The sequence below is a fragment of the Dyadobacter soli genome, from assembly GCF_900101885.1.
GTDB lineage: Bacteria > Bacteroidota > Bacteroidia > Cytophagales > Spirosomataceae > Dyadobacter > Dyadobacter soli.
Window position 1 is genome coordinate 1 of the sequence record NZ_FNAN01000006.1, and the last position, 20,543, is coordinate 20,543.

Annotated in this window: 20 protein-coding genes; 11 read left to right on the top strand and 9 right to left on the bottom strand. The window is 45.2% G+C overall.

From position 1 onward, the window contains the following. From BLQ88_RS37010 to BLQ88_RS10335, 3 genes are all read right to left on the bottom strand, one after another. Window positions 1-256 (bottom strand): ISAon1 family transposase N-terminal region protein (locus BLQ88_RS37010; protein WP_090148994.1); only part of this gene is annotated, 256 nt, incomplete at its 3' end. An 852-nt stretch (window positions 257-1,108) separates the two neighbouring features. Further along, window positions 1,109-1,825 carry a LytR/AlgR family response regulator transcription factor gene (locus tag BLQ88_RS10330; protein WP_090148996.1) on the bottom strand — a complete coding sequence of 239 codons (717 nt, stop codon included), beginning with the start codon at window positions 1,823-1,825 and terminating at the stop codon, window positions 1,109-1,111. After that, window positions 1,822-2,805 carry a sensor histidine kinase gene (locus BLQ88_RS10335; RefSeq protein WP_176884964.1) on the bottom strand — a complete coding sequence of 328 codons (984 nt, stop codon included), beginning with the start codon at window positions 2,803-2,805 and terminating at the stop codon, window positions 1,822-1,824. Before BLQ88_RS10335 ends, BLQ88_RS10330 begins: the two co-directional genes overlap by 4 nt. A 261-nt stretch (window positions 2,806-3,066) precedes the next feature. On the opposite strand from BLQ88_RS10335, the gene BLQ88_RS10340 reads away from it, so the two are divergent. After that, a complete protein-coding gene (locus BLQ88_RS10340) occupies window positions 3,067-3,831 on the top strand; it encodes an ABC transporter ATP-binding protein (RefSeq protein ID WP_229212656.1) in 765 nt (254 codons plus the stop codon). Beyond that, on the top strand, window positions 3,828-4,598 hold the full coding sequence (locus BLQ88_RS10345; RefSeq protein ID WP_090148999.1) for an ABC transporter permease: 771 nt from the start codon (window positions 3,828-3,830) through the stop codon (window positions 4,596-4,598). Before BLQ88_RS10340 ends, BLQ88_RS10345 begins: the two co-directional genes overlap by 4 nt. 18 nt (window positions 4,599-4,616) lie before the next feature. Here the strand turns inward: BLQ88_RS10345 and BLQ88_RS37145 are convergent, their stop codons facing one another. Both BLQ88_RS37145 and ccsA read right to left on the bottom strand, forming a co-directional pair. Further along, window positions 4,617-4,838, bottom strand: coding sequence for a CcmD family protein (locus tag BLQ88_RS37145; RefSeq protein ID WP_090149001.1), 222 nt, complete (start codon window positions 4,836-4,838; stop codon window positions 4,617-4,619). Beyond that, entirely contained in the window at window positions 4,835-5,545 is a 711-nt protein-coding gene (gene ccsA, locus BLQ88_RS10355) for a cytochrome c biogenesis protein CcsA (protein ID WP_090149003.1), read from the bottom strand. Before ccsA ends, BLQ88_RS37145 begins: the two co-directional genes overlap by 4 nt. Window positions 5,546-6,076: 531 nt before the next feature. Here ccsA and BLQ88_RS10360 point away from each other — a divergent pair. Then, window positions 6,077-6,424, top strand: a complete 348-nt coding sequence (locus BLQ88_RS10360; protein WP_090149004.1) for a hypothetical protein — start codon at window positions 6,077-6,079, stop codon at window positions 6,422-6,424. A 106-nt stretch (window positions 6,425-6,530) separates the two neighbouring features. Here BLQ88_RS10360 and BLQ88_RS10365 read toward each other — a convergent pair whose 3' ends face one another. Further along, the gene (locus BLQ88_RS10365) at window positions 6,531-7,148 is read right to left on the bottom strand and encodes a recombinase family protein (RefSeq protein WP_090149006.1); all 618 of its coding nucleotides are present in this window, start codon (window positions 7,146-7,148) and stop codon (window positions 6,531-6,533) included. 312 nt (window positions 7,149-7,460) lie between these two features. Between BLQ88_RS10365 and BLQ88_RS10370 the strand changes: the two genes are divergently transcribed. The 3 genes from BLQ88_RS10370 (at window position 7,461) to BLQ88_RS10380 (ending at window position 10,270) form a co-directional block, all read left to right on the top strand. Next, window positions 7,461-7,805, top strand: coding sequence for a hypothetical protein (locus tag BLQ88_RS10370; RefSeq protein WP_090149008.1), 345 nt, complete (start codon window positions 7,461-7,463; stop codon window positions 7,803-7,805). A gap of 608 nt (window positions 7,806-8,413) precedes the next feature. Next, entirely contained in the window at window positions 8,414-9,343 is a 930-nt protein-coding gene (locus tag BLQ88_RS10375) for an alpha/beta hydrolase family protein (RefSeq protein WP_090149785.1), read from the top strand. 12 nt (window positions 9,344-9,355) lie between these two features. Beyond that, the gene (locus tag BLQ88_RS10380; protein WP_090149009.1) at window positions 9,356-10,270 is read left to right on the top strand and encodes a helix-turn-helix domain-containing protein; all 915 of its coding nucleotides are present in this window, start codon (window positions 9,356-9,358) and stop codon (window positions 10,268-10,270) included. Window positions 10,271-10,748: 478 nt separating this feature from the next. Here BLQ88_RS10380 and BLQ88_RS37525 read toward each other — a convergent pair whose 3' ends face one another. Continuing rightward, a complete protein-coding gene (locus BLQ88_RS37525; protein ID WP_374754755.1) occupies window positions 10,749-10,976 on the bottom strand; it encodes a helix-turn-helix domain-containing protein in 228 nt (75 codons plus the stop codon). Then, on the bottom strand, window positions 10,942-11,199 hold the full coding sequence (locus BLQ88_RS37020) for an AraC family transcriptional regulator (protein WP_090149012.1): 258 nt from the start codon (window positions 11,197-11,199) through the stop codon (window positions 10,942-10,944). The genes BLQ88_RS37525 and BLQ88_RS37020 overlap by 35 nt, the downstream gene beginning before the upstream one ends. A 799-nt stretch (window positions 11,200-11,998) precedes the next feature. On the opposite strand from BLQ88_RS37020, the gene BLQ88_RS10395 reads away from it, so the two are divergent. The 4 genes from BLQ88_RS10395 to BLQ88_RS10410 all read left to right on the top strand — a co-directional run bounded on the left by BLQ88_RS10395 (window position 11,999) and on the right by BLQ88_RS10410 (window position 16,328). After that, window positions 11,999-13,543, top strand: a complete 1,545-nt coding sequence (locus BLQ88_RS10395) for a tail fiber domain-containing protein (protein WP_090149014.1) — start codon at window positions 11,999-12,001, stop codon at window positions 13,541-13,543. Between the two features lie 7 nt (window positions 13,544-13,550). Then, the gene (locus BLQ88_RS10400) at window positions 13,551-14,828 is read left to right on the top strand and encodes a T9SS type A sorting domain-containing protein (protein ID WP_090149016.1); all 1,278 of its coding nucleotides are present in this window, start codon (window positions 13,551-13,553) and stop codon (window positions 14,826-14,828) included. A 158-nt stretch (window positions 14,829-14,986) separates the two neighbouring features. Then, window positions 14,987-15,625, top strand: coding sequence for a LuxR C-terminal-related transcriptional regulator (locus tag BLQ88_RS10405; RefSeq protein WP_090149018.1), 639 nt, complete (start codon window positions 14,987-14,989; stop codon window positions 15,623-15,625). Between the two features lie 328 nt (window positions 15,626-15,953). Continuing rightward, window positions 15,954-16,328: an MIP/aquaporin family protein gene (locus BLQ88_RS10410; protein ID WP_090149020.1), complete on the top strand. Its 375-nt coding sequence runs from the start codon at window positions 15,954-15,956 to the stop codon at window positions 16,326-16,328. Window positions 16,329-16,435: 107 nt separating this feature from the next. On the opposite strand, the gene BLQ88_RS10415 is transcribed toward BLQ88_RS10410, so the two are convergent. Further along, the gene (locus BLQ88_RS10415; protein WP_090149021.1) at window positions 16,436-19,588 is read right to left on the bottom strand and encodes a ligand-binding sensor domain-containing protein; all 3,153 of its coding nucleotides are present in this window, start codon (window positions 19,586-19,588) and stop codon (window positions 16,436-16,438) included. Window positions 19,589-19,818: 230 nt separating this feature from the next. Between BLQ88_RS10415 and BLQ88_RS10420 the strand changes: the two genes are divergently transcribed. Continuing rightward, complete coding sequence (locus BLQ88_RS10420; protein ID WP_090149023.1) at window positions 19,819-20,448, top strand: response regulator; 630 nt, start codon at window positions 19,819-19,821, stop codon at window positions 20,446-20,448. Window positions 20,449-20,543 lie beyond the last annotated feature (95 nt).

The following is a 20,543-nucleotide window of genomic DNA, read 5'->3' on the forward strand; positions in this document are numbered from 1 at the left end:
TCTTGGTATTAAGCCATCTGCGGCGTTTGATGTGAAGGAAGACCTTATGGCCCCGAATTGGAAAATCCTGAACAGTAATCATCGGAAAGAATCCTTTGGAGAGCAAATTCTTCCTCTCCGGGTCATTCTCATCCGCATTCTTCTCATCTATATGCACGTGAAATACTCCATCCTGACGGTCGATGGATGTCAATTCAAAATTTTCAAGGATAAACTCTGGTAATAGAAACTGGATAATAGGCAAGAAACTTTCCAAAACGAACTAGGTTGATTAAAAACACAAACCTAGAAAATCCTATGCGCTCCACAAGTTTTTGATTTGATCCTAGAAAATCCTATGCGCTCCACAAGTTTTTGATTTGATCCTTGAAAACGGAAAAAATCAGAGTTGTTCTCGAATGATATTTGTCCCGAAAAGCAAAAACGCCGTTCCTGATAACAGAAACAGCGTTTTGTGCCCGCAACGGGACAAATGTCGAACCGGTTTCTTGAGGATTTAAGAACGATAAGTCAATCAACTATTTGATTATGAGTTTTTTGTTTATTATTTCGAGTTAGAGCTTGAAATAGTCGTTGTAATGAAATTCCGATGTCCTACCAAGAGCTAACTTATAATCACCAGAAAAGTGCTTGTATTTAATAATACTTGACTTAAAGTTTAAATTCTGATTTCAAACTGTCTACCGTTTCGGGACACTTACACAGGCACTCTCGGCCACCCGGCTACTTTTTACATTTCCAGTTGTTCGATTATTCGGTCGTTAAAACGTAATTTGCTCGACAATTTAAGAATGTAGTTTTTGTGCTCATGACACACTTTATAGTTCAGGTTAGGTTGGATTACATACGTTAAAGTGTAATTCAGAAGAGCAGGTTTTAATGGAATCGCTAATTAGCGTTTTCACTCATAGAGACTGTAGTGCTTTTAGCAGGGGTGGAATTACTCCTGGCTTCTTCATTTTTGACCCATACGAAAACGTAGACTCGTGATTATCTGTACAGACTTCAAATGACTTACCTTATTTATCCATTAGCGTAGCTAAAATGACAATATGGTAACGTCAGACAAGATGGGAAGCTTGATGGTGGTAGGCTGCCCTTACGTTTATTAGTATAACCCAATGCGTTTGGTGAGCGCGTCCCGATAAAAATCGCCAACCGGAATTTCTGTTTTGTCGATGACGATCCGGTTGCGTTCGATGGTTTCTATTTTTGCTAAGGCAATAATAAAGGAGCGGTGTACTCTTAGGAATTGTTCTGCTGGCAATTTTTCCAACAATCCGCTAAGGGAAACTTGGGTGCTTATGTTGCGGGCTTTTGTGTGAATCAACACATGGTCCTTTTTTCCTTCGATAAATAGAATTTCTGCCAGATCGATCCGGACCGTTTTGGTACCGGATTTAGTGAAAATGTGCCCTTCCGACGGTTTGACTCCCTGTTCGGCAGTAGCTATTGAAGTGGCCTGATCCAATTGTTTTGACTGGACTTTTTGAACGGCAGTCAGAAATCGTTGAAACGGGATGGGTTTAAGCAGATAATCAGTCGCATTGAGCTCGAATGCATCTACGGCAAACTGAGGATAGGCGGTTGTTAGAATTACGGCGGGCGGGTTTCTGAGTGTCTGTAAGAACTGCAAGCCGGACAGGCCAGGCATCTCAATATCGAGAAAAATGACGTCGACTGCGTTTCTGGATAAAAAATCAAGTGCCTGCAACGGCGTTGAACACAGCTTTTCAAGATGCAAAAAGGGTACTCTTTCAATGTAGCCCTCCATGACTTCCAGGGCTAGTCTCTCATCATCTACCACCAGGCAACGGATCTTCATGACTGTAAATTTATAGTTAATGAAAGGTGGGTATCAAAATGGTCCTGCGTTTTCCCGAAGTAGAACTGATGTGTTCCGGGATACAAATGGGATAATCGCCTTTGCAGGTTATCCAATCCGATTCCTCCCGGGCCGTTTCCGACAGGCAGCTGGATACCGTTACTCGTCAGTAACGTCAGACTACATGCATCTACGCTCACCGATATGGATGCGAATTCTGCCCCGTGTTTAAACATGTTTTCAATAAGGGGCATCATCAGAAACGGCTCAATCCAGACTTGGTCTACTTTTCCCTTTACTACAAAATGAACAGGAAAGTCCAGGGGAAGCCGTAATTTCTGCAATTCGACGAAGTTTGTGATCATTTCCAATTCCTTCGATAAATTAACGCGCTCCTCATTGGTTTCATAAAGTGCATACCGCATCAGTTGTGATAGCTGCATGATGCCGTCGGGTGTGTCAGGTGATCTCCTGATCGCCAGCGCGTACAGGGAATTGAGCGTGTTGAATAGAAAATGGGGGTTGAGTTGAGAGCGAAGAAAAGCGAGTTCGGTTTTCAGTTGTGAATTTTCGAGATCCCGCGTCTTTTGTTGAAACGAAAACCAGTCGACAGTAAACCGGACCACGCAGGCGATCAATACAAACAACAGCAATTCGAACGACCTAAGCGAAAACTGCTCTGAATATAGCAAAGGGAAAGGTGCCGCCGAGGGCCCAATATACCAGTTCCGAAGCCAGTGATAAGCCGGGATAAATACTACCACTAGCATTGTTATGCCCAGCACATTCAGCAGTAGAAATCGGGGAAGTTTTTTGCCAGGCAGGAGTGAAGGGACCAAATAGCAGTAATTCAAATAGAAGATAGCGGCCTGGGCAAAAATATGGATACTAGGGTGGCCGACCACAAAATCAACGCCTTGGTAATTACTAACATATATGACAAGAACTATATATAATAGCCAGCCCATCCCGTGCAGCAAAAATGGAAGATGGATTGGGAGAACCCTGTAAAAGCGTTTCGAAATTCGGGTATGCATCACCAGGTGAAATTACAAAATTAGCCGATTCGATTTTTTAGTTTACCCTTAGACACCTCCAATCAGGACGCAGACGCCCTAATCCAGGCTCTCAGTGGCCTGTCAGGGCATTATCTGTTTTCCACTGCCTATAAACCTGGATAGGGCGAAAATGCTTTTGGCTGAATTGCCCATAGTTTTGATTTGGCCAAAAATCAAAACTATATGACGTCACACATAGTCCAAACCGACCGGCTCAGCTATTCCTATGGCGACCGGCCAGTGCTTCACGAGGTAAGCTTGCAAGTTCCCACAGGCAGCGTTTTCGGTTTTTTGGGGCCGAATGGTTCAGGAAAGACAACGACCATTCGTTTGCTGCTGGGCCTTATTCACGCCCGGGGACATCGTATCAAATTGTTCGGACATGAGATCAGACGTCACCGCCTTCCTATACTGCGTAGGGTGGGCGCGCTTATCGAAACGCCGACTCTGTATCCGCACCTTTCGGGCTGGCAAAACCTGGAAATTGGAAGATTGGCACGAAATGCAAAGCGTGGCCAGGTGGAAAAAGTATTGGAAATGGTTGGGTTAACGCGGGATGCTTCGCGAAAAGTAAGTAGTTATTCTCTGGGTATGCGGCAGCGACTGGGTATCGCGCTGGCGCTACTTGGCGATCCGGAGTTGCTGATCCTGGACGAGCCGACCAACGGGCTGGACCCGGGAGGTATCCGCGAAATCCGAACCTTGCTGGTTGGTTTGAGCCAGTCATACGGTAAGACCATTTTGATTTCTAGCCATTTACTTGCAGAAATGGAGAAAATGGTGACCCATGTAGCCATCATCAATGCCGGGTATTTATTATTCCAGGGATCAATTGATCACTTACGCGCAGACCAACATGATCGGATGAGTGACATCTCCAATGATCCTTCTTATGCAATACCGACACTGGAAGACATTTTTTTGAACTTAACAAACCCCTTGATATGAACGCATTGACCTACCTGTGCCGGAGCCTTTTGATAGAAAAAATAAAGATCAGCAGGACACTAGTAGTATGGCTGGCATTTTTTGCGCCTGCTTTTGTCGTTTTGGTCGCATTTGTGGCGGCTTATGCGGACGGAGAAAAATTTTATAAGCCCGATGTCAACCCCTGGATCAATTTTTCCGGGCATATCCTAGTTGGTTGGGCATTGTTTGTTTTTCCGATTTATGTTTCACTCCAATCGGCGCTATACGCCGCTATTGAACATCAGAACCGTGCATTCGCCTACCTATACATTCTGCCTGTTCCCAGGTGGAGTATTTATGTGTCTAAACTTTTGGTTCTTACGGTGCTGACGGGGTTAAGCCACATTGCATTATATGGTTTCGCAGAGGCTGCTGGATGGTTGTTGGGGCTGCTCAAACCACACTACGGGTTCCATAACCATTCCATGCACGAGGTTCTTTCGAAGGGCACCTTATTGATGTTCTTCGGTGGCGGGGGAATAATTGTTATTCAACTCTTTATCAGTTTGCAATCTGCGAGCTTTATTGTCCCAGCGGGTTTCGGGCTTTTCGTGACCATGGCAGGTGTGATCTCGCGGGGATTTGCGATTAGTACTGCCTCTCCCTATCTGTGGCCCATTTGCTTTTTGAACAATTCACTGGACATGGGAGACTGGCGCTATTCGTACCTGTTAAATAGCCTGGCCGTTTTTGTTTTGGGAGCGTTGGTAAGTATTCAGCTTTTCAACCGGAAAGATATTATCTGAGGCGGTCATCGTTAACAGTCACCGCCGGTTTTTCAACCTATTGATTCGCTGGTTCAATCGGAATATGTAATAGAATAGTCCTGTGAATACGACGGCAATGACCGTGACAACCACCCATAATTTGCCGTCCTGCCGGAGCAAATCAGACACCGGTCCCTGGGATTGTCCGTGGCCCATTAGGGGAAGTAATACTGATAGAAGCAAAGACAATTTGGATACGTATTTGGAAAGTGCTTTCATCGTGTCAGGGACGTTTCATTTGTTTTTTGATTCAAATCCTGCTCTTCAAGTACTTTCTGGATCCTTCGCATTCTGAACCGGAGTTGGGTTATCCATAGGCCTAACAAGGTAAATCCGATGAAGGCGGGCCGGATGATCATCGTAATGCTTTTGTCTTGGTCATACTGGTTGAAGCCGGGATTGCCGCCATTGCCCGGATGCAGGGAGTCAGTCAGACGAGGGAGAATCATGATCAACGGGATGAACATCGCAAAAGCGAAAATGTTATAGATTGAGGAAATCCTGGCGCGTCTTAATTCATCCTCGAATGAGCCGCGCAGTATGAAATAGGCGAGATACAGCAGCATACCCACGGCTACGCCGTTGGTCTTGGGGTCATTGGGCCAAAAATCGCCCCACGCAAAATAAGCCCAAACCGAACCCGTAATGCAGCCCAAAATTCCGAACAGGATCGCAGTATTGGCAAACTCGATGGCCCATAAATCGTCCTGAATTCTTCCCTTGCTTAGGTACCGGATAGAGAAAATGGCCGATAATAGCAGCAAAGTCATCATGGCGATCCAGAGTGGCGGATGGTAAAACGCATTTCGGATTGTTTCATTCAGGATCGGCAGACGGGGCACATTGTTGATCAGGCCGGCAATCAACACATATAGTAATATGACAATAGTGAGGAATTTCCACCAAAACGGCTTGAAATAATGCATAGAGGTGACAATGGTTAGGGTATATACAAAGGTAACCGCCAGATGCTTTCTTTGCTCAATTTTAATGCAGGTTTAATGTGGTGTAGTAGGAAGCTTACAGCACTTATCGGTCACCGTGAACCTCATGCCTATCAGCCGTTATTAAGAAACTGATTCTAGTATGCAGAAAACTTAGCCAAGTACAGTTGTTGTACGTTAGCTCCGAATCTGGTAAGACCCAATTTATAGATTGTATCTATGGTTGGATGCTGCTAAATTATCCGGTCGTTTTTATGTACTCTATCGGCCGACACCGATTTCGCAATTTGTGAGTTTTAGAATTGGTTGGCAGTATTTTAACGTAGATCTTTTGCCGTAGTGGCGTCATTCAAACAGTGGGTATTTTTCGTTTAGGAGCAGCTGCACTCGCTCGAGCCGTCTTACGTAAGGACCGATTATGACACGAGAATTTCCAACGAAACTGTCATCAAACGAATCCTGTAAAGAACAGCTTTATTTGATACTTGATGAATCATCTAACTAAACCGACTTATGAAACGCTTTGTGCTCGCCGGTGTATGCATGTTGAGTTTGCTAAATTGCAAGGAAGACAAAATTAGTTCAGAGGGGCTGGATTGTTATGGGTTGGAGGGGTTAACCCGTGACGAATATGTAGTTGATGCGCCAGTAACAGTGCAACTAAGCGGCGGATTAGCAATCGGCAGCCAACTGATAGCACCTAATGGCGTTGCTTGGGGTGGATGCAATCTTCCCAAACAATTTATGCAAGATAGTTTAGCCGTCTACGTCACGGGCTATTTTTTGACTTCTAAGGAACTGGAAACAATGAATTTAACACCTTTACCTTTTATAGTCACTTCTGCAAAGCTCAGACAATAACGATCAGAACCATCTTGGGGGCAGCTGCTGGTCAATATCCTCAGAATAATGAATTTCTTTCCATTATGTTATTTTTGAGGCCAATGAGTCCGCCTAAGATTTTAACCTATGCTACCTTCCGGTATCTTTTGACACTGTTTTTTTTAATCCAGTTGGACAGAGTTGCTTCTGTTACCCGGTAACGGTCTGCAATGTACTTCTGGCTCGAACCACTAAGTAGCAAGGCCTCAATTTCGGGTCTGAACTGATCTAGCTTACTTTTACCGGGACCGGTTGGGCGACCTAGCTTTATCCCTGAGAGCTTCTTCGCAGCTAGTGACTCTTTTGTCCGCTTACTAATCAGGTCTCTTTCGATTTCAGAGGCCATCGCAAAAACCATAGCCATCACTTTGCTTTGGATAGAGTCGTCAAGTTGCCACCCGCCTTTGACTGTATAAATTCGAATACCCTTCTGCATAGCAATCGAGATAATTTCCATCACCTCAAGCATGGATCTGCCAAGTCGGGAAAATTCACTGAGTAAAATGACATCCCCTTTTTTGAGCTCATCCAGGATCGGGCCGATTTTGCGGTTGCGCCAGGACACTTTCCCGGAAACTTTTTCCTGAACGAACTCGACCCGGCCTAAATTCTTCTCATTGGCCAGGTGCAGTATGTCGGCCTTGTTCTTTTCGAGGTCTTGATCTAGGGTGGAGACACGTAAATAGGCAATATTCCGGGGCATTTTTGACGGATTAGATAAAAACCTTATTGGAAGATTTATTTTATAATAATAGCGATATAATATTAAGATATTTTTACTAAATTATCCTTACCGTTTATATGAACGTTTATTCTATAATTTGAACTAGCTCTTCATATTCCGTAGTTTGCAAAACAGTTAAAGAATCATGGCTCAATGCCAGACATATTCTGATATTGCGCCTGGACTAGCGTACAGCAAATTGAGAGGGACGTGCGCCGCGCCATTTCTTGATATTTCCCATAGGCTGGGAAGCTACTGCGTCCAAGCTAGGTGTACCACTTATTATGAATAATGAAAATCGTAAAAGAATTAGCAGAGCACGAATGTTATTACGACAATGCAGTCACCGGTAGGTCAACGCTTACAGAGATTGATCTCGACGACGACTCGGTGACAGTAGACTTTCGGGCGATAATAGGTACTCAGTTTGTTGGTGGCAATGTCCCTGAAAAGTTCGAGAGCTTGATGGAGATTCTTCACCTAGGAAAGTTTTCTTCGGCCCCCAATGGAGGATTTATCAATTTTTACTCCATACGCAGCCGTAACCATGAAAACTACATTTTGTTTTCAGGTGTCAATGAAGTTAGTAACTCTCACTATATCGTGACAGTTCATAAAGTTCTCATAGCAATTTAGCTTAGGTTATCCTACCGACGTATCGAGAGACCGCATCAGTTTGAGAATGTCCGATTCATAACTATTAGTTATATCTTTCGGTATCAGATTTATTCGGTGGTTAAAACGAACTTGGGCTAATTTTCGATTTCATGCGATTCCATATCGATAAGAGGCGGTATTGTACAGTTAATGTAAGTAGATATACATAAACCGAACTTCTGTTTCGAATTTATTCACTTGCGGATAGGCTAGTTGACACCACCAGCTAGTGGAAAATTTGGTGCACAGACTACCTCATTCCGTGGCAGCTTGACCATTAGGCCATATTGTCTGTCTTGATAACAACCTGCTGATGAAAAGAGAGATAGGTGGTCAATCTAGGCAGAAAGGAGGTGATCAGTCCAAAATGAAATCAGGTGGTCAATTTCACCTTAATTTCCACTGTAAGCGCCCAAAATTGTAAGATTCGCGTTTAGATGCGAGAGCTTGCATGCTCTTTACCTTCCCTCTAACCTCATTCCAGGTGATGTTTCCTTTTTTGGATTTTGGCTACGCAATGCCCCGATTTCACTACGCTGGGAAGTTCAAGGCTGATGAACTTTGCATATCTCAAAATCAAAAACAACATGAAACAGTCACAAACACCGATCATTAGCTTCAGTCCAGTTGTATTACCGGTTGCCGGCCGCCACGTAGACCTTGAAATAAAAGTGTCTGCTCCTGCCAGCGGAAACAACCTGCCGGTCATTCTTCTTTCGCATGGGCACGGGCCCTCTAATTTTCTCTCTTCGTACAGAGGATATGGTCCCATTGTTGATTTTTTTGCGGCACAAGGGTTTGTCATCATTCAACCTACTCATCAAAATTCCAGAGCACTTGCGCTTCCGTCATCCCTTCCGGAAGCACCCTTGTTTTGGAGTTCACGGGCAACAGACATGCAATTTATCCTGGATCATTTAGACGAGATTATTGCGACAGTGCCAGGGTTAACCGGAAGAGTCGATCAGGCAAAAGTGGCTGCCATCGGCCATTCCATGGGAGGCCAGACCGTGGCCATGCTTGCTGGCATGGAGGTAACAGACCCCGCAACAGGTAAAATAGTGAATGCAGCTGAGCCAAGATTAAAAGCACATGTGCTGATTGGCGCCTCTGGTGGTCCCGAAGGATTTAACGGAGTCAACAGACAGCATTATCCTGTGTTGGCGGCCGGCAATTTCAGCACCATGACATTGCCAGCACTCATTGTGAATGGGGACAAAGATATTAACCTTATGTTCTCTGATGTGGACAACTGGAGAGCGGATGCTTATTATCAAAGTCCCGGCCCGAAGGACCTACTGACCGTGTTTGGCGCCGAACACATCTTTGGTGGCATATCAGGATATGATGCTCGCGAGACAAGTGATGAAAATCCGGAGCGTGTTGCCTTTGTATGTGAAAGCATTCTTGCGTATGTTCGGAGTACGTTCGATCCAAACGATACAAGTTGGGCAGACGCCAAGAAAACCCTTAACGGCGTACCAGGTGCACTAGGCAGCATTGAAAGTAAATTATAAAAAGACATTACAATGAAGGATGAGCTGTCTAACCATAGATTCAATTCCTTATCAAGGCTGCATAAGGCGCTGGACATTCCGGCACCTATGCACCCATTGGTAAGCTTAATCAACAATGCTGATGGGACCATTCCGCTGGAAAGGCTTCCCAGTCCGCACATTCTCAATTTTTACAAGATTTCGTATAAAATGAATTTTCAGGGGACGTTCAAATACGGGCAGCATTACTACGATTTTGACGAAGGAGGAATGTTTTTTGTTTCGCCCAGTCAGATCACAGGTGGCCACGGACCACTCAGTGATCAATCCGGTTATACTTTACTTTTCCATCCGGATTTTTTACTGGGTTACGAACTCGCCAGGAAGATCAAAGAATACGGATTTTTTTCCTATTCCATCCGTGAAGCGCTGCACTTATCAGAGAAAGAAAAAACCACGATCGTTTCTGTTTTTGAAAGTATTGAAGAAGAATTAAAAGACAGAATTGATAATTTCAGCCAGGACGTTGTGATTTCTCAGATCGAATTGTTGCTCAATTATGCCAACCGGTTCTACAGCCGGCAATTCAATACCCGTAAGGCGGTAAGCAGCGATCTCCTTAAAAAGGTGGAAGATATTTTACACGCCTACTTTCAATCACCGCCAGCCCAAAAGCAGGGGCTTCCAACCGTCCAATTTCTGTCTGAGCAGTTAAATGTAAGTTCGAGTTATCTAAGTGATATGCTGCGAACACTTACAGGCCAAAATACGCAACAGCACATTCATAACCATCTGATTGAAAAGGCTAAGGAACAGCTATCCACGAGCGGTGCTTCGATAAGCGAAATAGCGTATGAATTAGGCTTCGAACATCCCCAGTCTTTTAGCAAACTTTTCAAGCTCAAAACCAGTGTGTCGCCGTTAGATTTCAGGCGTTCCTTCAATTAAAGCATGCTCGAGTACAATAGACCTAAGGCTAATAATGTTCAGGCAGATCCTACCCGTCTTTCACAAATTATAACTACCGCCAAGTTAACAATGGCAAAGAATCATCAGAACACTGCAGCATAATGTGAAAATTGACACCTGTACGATCTCTTTCTTTTGGCTTCGTTGTCAAAAAGAAAGTACAAGCCCATTGGCGCGTCTGTGTCCTTGATAACGCCCCTACTCGCGTGGCGTTATCCGTGCTCATTCGGCATGATCAGTTACAAGCTTATTAAACTGTTGAAACAAAGGACCGATTATCAAATCCAAAATTCTCCAATCAGATAGATTTTATCTATAACTAAACGGGATAATTTATTCGGTAGTTAAACCGTAAATTATATCATCCATCACTTTTTGGTTTTGCGGCCGCTCGGCACCGATAATGGTTTGATAAACCTTGCTAGCAACACCTTTAATCGTACTTTATCATCATTGACTAGTCGGTCGATAATTGTTTGTCTCTGAATACAGTTGGGCCAACGCCTACGACCTTCTTAAACAGCCGGCTAAAATACTTCTGGTCCTCGAATCCCAGATCCAATGCAATTTCCTTGATATCTAAATCAGTGTAGAATAGCAGCCGCTGTGATTCGGCGATCACCTCACGATGGATTAATGCTGAAACGGAGTTAGCTGTGATGGCCTTCACGCACGCATTTCTCACGAATCCAGGTCGCTGGTGGCATGTTGAATGTTTGTTGAAAGTCGCGCTTGAAGCTTGATAAGCTTCGACCGGACATGTAAGCCAGATCTTCCAAGCTAATGGGAGACGCATAGTGACTCTCGATCACTTCGTGCGAATCTGCACGGGTTGGCTGTTGAAGATGAAGTATCTGCTGAAATATGGTTTCGCTACAAATTGCAGTATCATACAGCAGCTCCATCATTTTACGACGCAATTGCGTAGGCGCGGCATCTATGGGTTATTGTGTATTACAGACATTAACATTTTATCAGAAGATAGTCAATGCCGACAATTCCTAATGCTTATGAAGATGGTTATTAACTTTGCAATGGATGAAAGCACAAAGCACGATCCTTCCTTTGTTGATCACATTGATGCATTGTTTCGCGACGGTTGGTTTATAGAATTTAAGTGGTCCCGTTGAAATGCGATAACCTTTCAGGTTAACACATTTCAACGGGAGGTCAGGTAGATTTTGTCCTCAAAAAAAGAAGGCCGGAACTCGGCCCTACGCTTGTTTTTCAACATAGAGGAGCCACCTCACGGGACGATATTTGAGAAGTTGATACCTACACGTAGACTTGCATAGGGCGTTCGGAAAAAATGTTAACTATTTTCCCTTCTACCATCGTCTAGCTAGTATATACAATAGAAACATTTCTATTGTATATGGAAAAGTATTTTGTAAATAATTGATATACAGCTCCTTATTGGTTTGGCGAGGCTTCGGTGCTAATTTGTGCCCCTAACCGCATATATTTTTCCTGCTACTTTGTAGATATAGTTTGCATCGCAGGTGTTCCACAAACTGGCCACAAATCCTCGCGGATTAGCTTGCTGATTTAAGCCCATTCATAAATAACCCGATTTAAACGCATTTAGAAACCTGGCCGCAAAGTCCTGTTTTCGAGCGGTAACGGCGTGCCTTTTGATCCCGAATAATCACTCTTTCAATACCGTACTCATTTTTCAATGATTTATTAATTAAAACAATTACAAACATGCAAGTAAAACAACTACTAACACGCACTGCCGGTGCACTCGGAGTTACCGCCGGTTTGCTTTTTGTCGGTTCGCCTTTGATGGCGCAAGTGAAGATCGGGGATAACCCGAACACGATTAGTCCAAACTCTATCCTGGAACTGGAAAGTGCTACAAAAGGCCTTTTGAGCCCCCGCGTTCAGCTTCAGGCCACCGACCAGGCTGCGCCGCTTACCGCTCCCATTATTGCAGGTACACGTGTGTATAACACTAATACCACCACTACCGGTGACTTTACGGTTTCGCCGGGCGAGTATTATTGGGATGGCAGCAGTTGGGTGAGATTGGTAACCGCGGTCTCTACTGGCCTGGAAGTTTACAGAGAGGGCGCGCCTACAGTAGGGGGGGGCTGTGGGGCTGATCCAGAAGGAACCATCTGGAACGATATTACGGAAGATGGTGCTACGGAAGGCCAACAATGGATATGTAGAGAGGGTGTGTGGGCAGTTTACAACGCTCCAAACAGCAGCACTCCTTTCCTTCTTGGAACGACAGGCACAATAGATGCGGGTGGTAGAAAAGGAGGAACTATTTCGCGGCTTGGGCACATCGTCTCAAGGCGCTCAGATAATGGAGGTTCTACAACGATATTGGCCGGAGGTGCTATCCAAATGTTACGTACTCTAGCGCTTGCACCCGTTCAGGGACCTTATATTGATTTTGGACGCAATAGTGTAAACCCTCGGCTGTTTCGTATTGGACTTCGCAATGATCTCAATGCTGGGTTGGGAGCACTGGCTTTCAATACTACAATTAACGGGCAAACTGATCCTCGCATGGTTATAGGCTTGAATGGTCAGGTCGGTATCAATACAGTGAATCCCCTTCGAACTTTCCATGTAAATGGAAAAGTTTTGGTCGCGAACAACAACAATGATGGAGCAAACTACCGGACAGGTACGGCTGGTCAGGATGGGATTTTGATTGACTGGGCTGAGGCTACAGACGAAGCCAACATTTCCATTCAAACGGATGGCGAAAATCTTTCTCTTACAAAAAGGTTAGCTCCTAGTGGCGTTGAAACTTTTGTAGCCTTCCGTGCTGCTGGTGCAACACTCGGACGTATAATTTATAATGCAGGTGATATAGCGTTTTCGCAAACCTCTGACAGACGTTTGAAAGAAAATATTAAAGAAACACATTATTCGATCCAAGATTTGATGAAGTTGGACGTGGTTGATTATAACTATATCAATAATCCATCTAAAACTCGTACTGTTGGTTTTATCGCGCAAGACCTCTTTAAAATCTTCCCTGAAGCTGTTGCAATTGGAGGCGAGGACGTCAAAGCCAACCCATGGACAGTAAATTACACTAAGCTGACCCCGCTTCTCGTAAAAGCAATCCAGGATCAGCAAAAAGAAATCCAGGATCAGCAAAAAGAAATCGCCGCTTTGAAAGCGCAACTGAGCGAAATGAACACGCTCAAAGCTGAGGTTGCAAGCATCAAGGCGATGCTCGGCAATGCTGCTCAGCAAAATTCTGAGGCTACCATTTCAAAATGAGTGAACTATGCACAAAATCATCCATAAAAAGCTCATTGGCCTGAGCGCCGGCTTATGCCTGTCGCTCTCGCTGGTGGTCGATCCCGCGGCTGCTCAGTCGAGTAGCCAGGGCAATACGACCATCTTCGCAGGCACGCAGATGACCGTGTTCGGCACGCATACGTTCCTCGCCGGGGGCGCAGGCATTCAGCCGGGCATCATCAATGCGGAGCGTGCTGTTTCGCCGGGTATCCTGGGCTTCGGTCCTGGTGCCTCCTATACAGGCCAGGACGATGCGAACCACGTAAATGGTTATGTGTCGAAAAATGGGACAAGTGCATTCGTTTTCCCGGTCGGTAACGGCACCAAGCTGCGTACCATCGCTATTTCAGCACCTGCATCGTCAGGCGTTTACAAGGCGGCATACTTTTCGGGAAGTCCCAGCTCGGCTACATTGCCGGCAGGCGCACCATTTCCGGTAACCAATCTCGCCTCTTCCGGTGTAACAGGTGTGAGTCAGGTGGAATACTGGGATCTCGATGGTCCGGGGCCTGTTGACGTTACCCTTACCTGGGATGCGGCCAGCGGTGCAAACGCACTCGCCACCTCCAACATCGTAAACCTGATTGTAGTGGGTTACAATACGTCTACTTCGAAATGGGAAGCCCTGGGCAATGCGGGAGGTACTACCGGTACCCTGGCAACCACGGGTACCATTACGGCCACGGGCGTTACACCTGACAACTATTCGGCATTCGCGCTCGGTGCAAACTCCGCGCTGCCGGTAACATTGGTGGCGTTCGATGTACGCAAGGAAGGCTCGACGTCCCTGCTCGGCTGGTCGACCACCGCTGAAACCAATAGCGACCGTTTCGAGATCGAGCGCAGCGCGAATGGTAAGGCGTGGAGCAAGATCGGAACCGTGGCTTCAACCGGCGAAAGCAAAGTGCTGGTGAAATACACATTCAGCGATGCCAACCCGTTGAGCGGTGAAAACTACTATCGCCTGAAAATGGTGGACAAGGACGCGACATTCGCTTACAGCAGCATCAAAAACGTGTCTTTCGGTCATTTGGCAAAACAACTCGCTTACCCGAACCCTGCGCGTGACATCGTGTACATTCAGGATGCGGACAATGTCAAAAGTGTTTCCGTGATCGATATGAATGGTAAGACCGTGAAAGAAGCAGGCATTGCTGCCGGCGGAACGTTCCGTGTCGACGGCCTTGCCGTCGGGATGTACCTCGTGAAAGTTGTTGACAATAATGGGGGAGTGAAATCACAGAAGATCATGATTGCAAGATAAACGCTTTATGTGTTAAACCTCTTTATACAAACTAGCCACCGGGAATTTCCCGGTGGCTAGTTTGTATAGACAAGGAATCCGAAAGCATTGCTCAAAATATGGTTTAATTATTGTCTTAATACATTATAATAAATACCCCTTAATGGGGTTTTCATCAGATGAAAATACTCTTAATTGATCCCCATCCTGTACTGCTTTCTGGACTAAAACAAGAGGTGAAACGGTACATCTCTGGTGCTAGGGTATTGCAAGCCTTTCAAATTTCAGAAGGAATTGAAATGATCAAGAAGAATATTTTCGATTTGATCATTATTGAAATAGGATTAAAAGGCGGAGGTTTAGAGGCTATAAAAAGGATAAAAACAGTATCTCCAAGCGTCAAAATTCTTGTGTATTCAGCACTCGATGAAGCTGTTTATGCACTTTCCGCAGTATTTTCTGGAGCGAACGGCTTTTTGTCAAAGGAGAGAGCAAAAGACGAATTGAAAGTAGCCATCATGACTGTGATCGATTCACAAACTTATCTCGATGGGGCACTTCGCGAATCGGTCGTATCTAAGGCAATGTGGAAAATGACCGGATCGTTTGCTGCTCCGTTTCAATCTCCTTTCCAAGTGCTGAGTAGACGAGAGCAAATAGTTATGAGACTTTTAATAGAAGGATATAAGGTGGGGGAAATTGCTGTTAAGCTGGAAATAAAGGAAAGTACTGTCAGCTCCTTCAAATCAAATCTCTTCAAGAAATTGCAAGTTGCTAGTGTAGTTGAGCTAGCCAAAAAGATTGAAATCCTGAATTAATTTCTCGACAGGACTTGATTTTTGATCTAAACAGACACTCTGCAGCAGCACCGCGGTCTTGTACCGGTTAGCGGGCAAAATTACGCGTCGCGATTAGCTGGAATTTCGCATAGTCGGAGAAGCCCTGCCGGTGTTTGGACATGGAAATGTGGTAATGCGTGCCGTTTCTGATATACCAGGTGCTCAGTTGAGCGCGTCGCTACCAAAATTTGGCACGGGGAGCATAGAATCTTGTATATACCCGCCTTCCAAAATGTGGCGTAAGATTTCGGCCTTCACTTCTTTTCATGCGTATTAGCCACTACCTGTAAAAACAAGAATAGGTTAAATGCTGAAAATCAGCGATAGGCGTTCGGATTCGTATGCGGTCCCATCCATAATTTTTGCCGTGATTTTGTCCACCTACTTATTCATCGACAATCAGATTGGCGATGTTGTGGGCAGCTGTTGTGGCGAACATTCGCATGGTGGCTACAATGTGATTGCCATATTGGTTAGCGAGCTGGTCGTAAATTCTATTTCTCTGATTTTTATCCTGGGCTTTTGCTACCCGTCGGTACTGTTCTGTTTTGGTGCGCTGGCAATCGGCCTTGCTCCTGCACTGATTGATTTGATCAGTATTTCCGTGATCAACAAGTCAGTAAATCTGGCGCACAACATCAGTCTGGCAATATTTGGCGCCTGGGCAATCGGGCAATTATAGCTATTATCGCTAAGCTGCTGCTGGACGCCCGGTTGGTTGACATCTTCTGTAAGCCTGTGTTAGTCAAAGAATAGTTCATTATTCTGTTGACCCAGAAATGCCTTACTCTATTTTGGAAAAAATATAATGAACTTAGTTCCAGACTCGGATACAACCTTAATTTCGAGCCCCAACACTTCGGCAAGCTCTTTTACAATCACTAGGCCGATACCACGAATCGAAGTATCCTCGTCTGTCGAATTCGTCTCACCAGTGCTGTCTGAATTGAACCAACTGAGGATTGCCAGTGACAACCCGGGTCCATTGTCGTTTATTTGAAGCATGATACCATCGCTTGCTGAATCCACATCCACAACTAAGAAGCCATCGGATGTATATTTATTCGCATTATCAATAAGATTGTGTAGGATAATTTGAAGCAGTTGCCTGTTTGACCTAATTTGTAATGTTTCGGGCACATTATTTTTAAAGCAATTGTTCCGCGAAATAAATGCGTCATTGAAAATAGTGCTCACTTCCTCCACGAAAATCCGAGCGTTAAAGGTATCGTAGGTGATTGAATTGTTAAAAACCTGCGACCGTGCATATGAGAGCAAATTTTCGAGAAGCGAAAGAATTTTTTTAGATGATGTGTTTACACTTAGCCCGATAATTTTAGCAAGTTCATGATCATTACTCTCTATCAGGCTAGGAAGTTTTGCAGATGTAAATTCAATTGATCTCAGAGGACTGCGAATATCGTGGCTGATGCACGCTATCAGGTGCATTTGAAGGCGCGTTTGCCGCAACAATTCCTGTTCTGACACTTTCAGTACGCTCAATGTGTCCTGCAAGTTGCGCGTTTTTTCCGATACACGGGATTCGAGTATCTTATTCATCCTGTCGGCACTTTTCAGCCGAGTTTTGAAATAGAAGTAAGTACCCACCAGCGCGAGCGTCACTACCAGCAGCTTGAACGGCCAGGTTTCGTACCAGGCGTATGGAATGACGATGGTAAGCGTGGTCAATTGCTCCGAATTGGCCCCGAACCCGGCGTTTTTGCGGACTTTCAGCGTGTAAGTGCCAGATTCGAGGTTATTGAGGTGAATGGATTGCTGCTCGTTCTGAATAGGATACCATATTTGCCGGGCTTCGGTCCTACGGTCACTCGATACATCATAATAGAGCTGTTGATTTTCCCGGTTGCCCAGGTAGGGTGAAGAAACGAACACCTGCACATCGCTAATGTCGGTTAATTCTATTTTTGAACCGCTTAATGGGAGTACCCTGGAATCGGCTTCGACACGGTCGATGAAGATTTTGGAATCGGGTACATCCACCGGCGTCTTTTCCGGGTTGAAGAAAACCAGTCCGTCAATCGAAGGCAACGACACGTAGCCGTTTTTCAGGCGTACGGCACAAGGCTGGCAGCCGCCGTTGAATTCGTCAATGCGGAAACCCTGTTTCTTCGAGTAGCGGTGATAGTAAAGGCGGGTGCTATCCTTATGAGTGGTAAAATCAAGTAAGTCCTGGCGATACATGCGGAAGAGTCCCGAATTCGTCGGTATCCATAAATAGCCGTTTTTATCCCCGAGGAAGCAGTGCGCATTGATGAGTATCCTGTTCTTGTCGACCGGAAGCCTCGTCAATTTACCATGTCGCAAAAGAAAGGGGCCGTGATTAAATGTTGGAAACCACAGCTCGCCTTTATTATGAAGATAGAGACTTTTGACACACAGGTTTTCGGTTTGGGGAATGAGCGACGTGGTTCTCTCTCGGGGGTTTATTTTGAACAACCCATGGCCGGTTGCGATCCAAATAATGTCAGGGGATTCTTCCACTATGTAGGTAACATCGATGAGCTTTCGCGAAAAAGCATGTAATGGCGTGCCCTTTTCCTTCGGATCGATATAATAAAGTCCGTCGTATCTGGTGCCAACCCAAATACGCCCCGCACCATCTTCATAAACAGGCGTGATTACTCCATCTGTTTTCCATTTCCCTTTTAACTTTTTGCGTTTACCGTCGAACCAGAATAGAAGATTCTCTTTTCGACACCAGACATCTCCTGAGTGGCTGATGAGCACACTAAACCGGTTCATAGGAAAACCGTTGACCAATGGTTGAAGATTGTATGCAATGGTTTCCCTGTTTGCCCTTTTACCAAGTACATTAAATGACGACGTTAATACTGTACTGTCCGAAAAGGGAATATGTGAATAGAATACATTGGCTTCCGGTTCATTGCTGTTGATAGTCAATGTTTCAAAAACATGGAAATCGAAAATGTAAAGTCCGTTCGTGAGCGTACCTAGGTAAAGCCTCTTGTGTTTTTCATCATAAAACACGGAAACCACATTGTTTCGCTGAAAGTCGAAGTCTTTGAGCAGAAGGCTGGTTTGAATAGTTCCCGGGCTTCGTTGCGACAGCAGGTACAGCTTTTGATTCTGATAAATGAATGCGCTGCCTGACAAATCATGGGAGTAGAGAACGTAAGGTTTTGTCAGTTCGAGCTGAGAGGCCTTGCTATTCAGAGGGGTAAGCGTTGCCTTCTCCGGTACTTTGACCATTTCAGAATCGGTCGCCAAAAGTCCGATGCCCCCACGCCGATCGTCATGATATAGGTTTTTCCCTAACCTGAAAATCCCAAATGGTGAATGCGCCTGTGTAGCATTCGTCCTTTGTTTTTTCCAGTTCTGATAAAAATCGATCTGCCCGCCTTTTTGCCACATGTAAAAACTACCCCTGGCATCGGGAAGCAGAAACAGGTAATGGGAAACACGGTATGCATTACGAAATCGGTCTGGTAGGCTCTGGGCGTAAGACCAACCACTATATTGTTCTTTGCCTTTGGGTACGCCTGGGAAATGGCTTTCGAGCAGATTTTTGTCCATTGTTGGGTTTCCACGGGCAAGTTTGATGTGCTCGAGGCGTTCGTTCAGCACATACATCCGATCCTTTCTCCCGCGCAGGTCGGGGGCGAAAAACATGACGAGGTCGGAGCGCGTCCCAAGATCTTCTTTTCGGAAAGTTTTGAAAGACTGGCCATCGAACCTGACCAACCCCATGTCGGTAGCCAGCCACAAAAAACCGTCACGGTCCTGCGCAATGGCTTTTACCGAATTCTGCGGCAGACCGTCCTCACTGGAATAATGCCGTAACGTGTAATTGGGATTTTTAGCAATGGTCTGTGCGGCCAGCGGAAAAATAATCGCCTGAAACACCAGACACCATAACAACCTAACGACTCTCAACACTGGGGTTTTCGGGGTATATTTCATACAAAATAAGCGATCATTCTGTTGCTAATACTAAAAGAATGACAGATAATCGTAAATAACGGCTTTGAGGCAATAGAAATAATTCTATGTCTTATTTGCGATGAGAGTATTGTAATAAAAGCCGTTTCGCCCTACTTTTACCGGTATCACCGGCAAATCTTTTTTACTCCCGTACGTCACGCCCGGACGCAGCTATTGCGCTACTTACCCGGCCATCAGGCCTTACCATCATGAACATCCTCATCATCGACGATCAAACGTTGCTGCGCACTGGAATGCGGCTATTTCTGGAAACAGTATCAGCTGAATATCAGCTTTTCGAAGCCCCCGACCTGAAAACCGCACGTGCCATTCTCAAAGAAAACAACAATATCAAGGTGGTGATCACGGAAGTTAAAATCGAGGGGCTGGTTTCGCCGGAAATCATCAAGCTGCTTAAATCGGTCAAACCCGGCATTTCCATATTGTTCTACTCCGGCATGTCGGAGCGGATCTTTGCATTGCCCGCATTGCGCGCCGGTGCCGAGGGGTTCGTCATGAAACGCGCCAAACCTGAAGAACTGGCCAAAGCGATTGCCATGTTAGGCGCGGGAGGTAAATATATGAGCGTCGAATTGCAGGCTTCGCTGATCATGATGATCGACACCGACCATCAGAAAGACGGGCTGGAATCGCTGGAAAGGCTCTCGCACCGCGAGCGGGCGATCATGACGCATGTCGTGCAGGGAAAAACCACGAAGGAAATCGCCTTCATGTTCAATCTGAAATGCAACACGGTAAGCACTTATAAGAAGCGGATCTACAAAAAGATGAATGTCACCGATACATTTGAATTAGCTCAAAAGGCAGTTAGTTATTGAAATGATAGAAATGTTTCTATGGGTTACTTTTCTTGGAGACAATGTAATGCGAAATATTTCTAACTAGTTTTGACACGTAATATATCAAGCCCGTG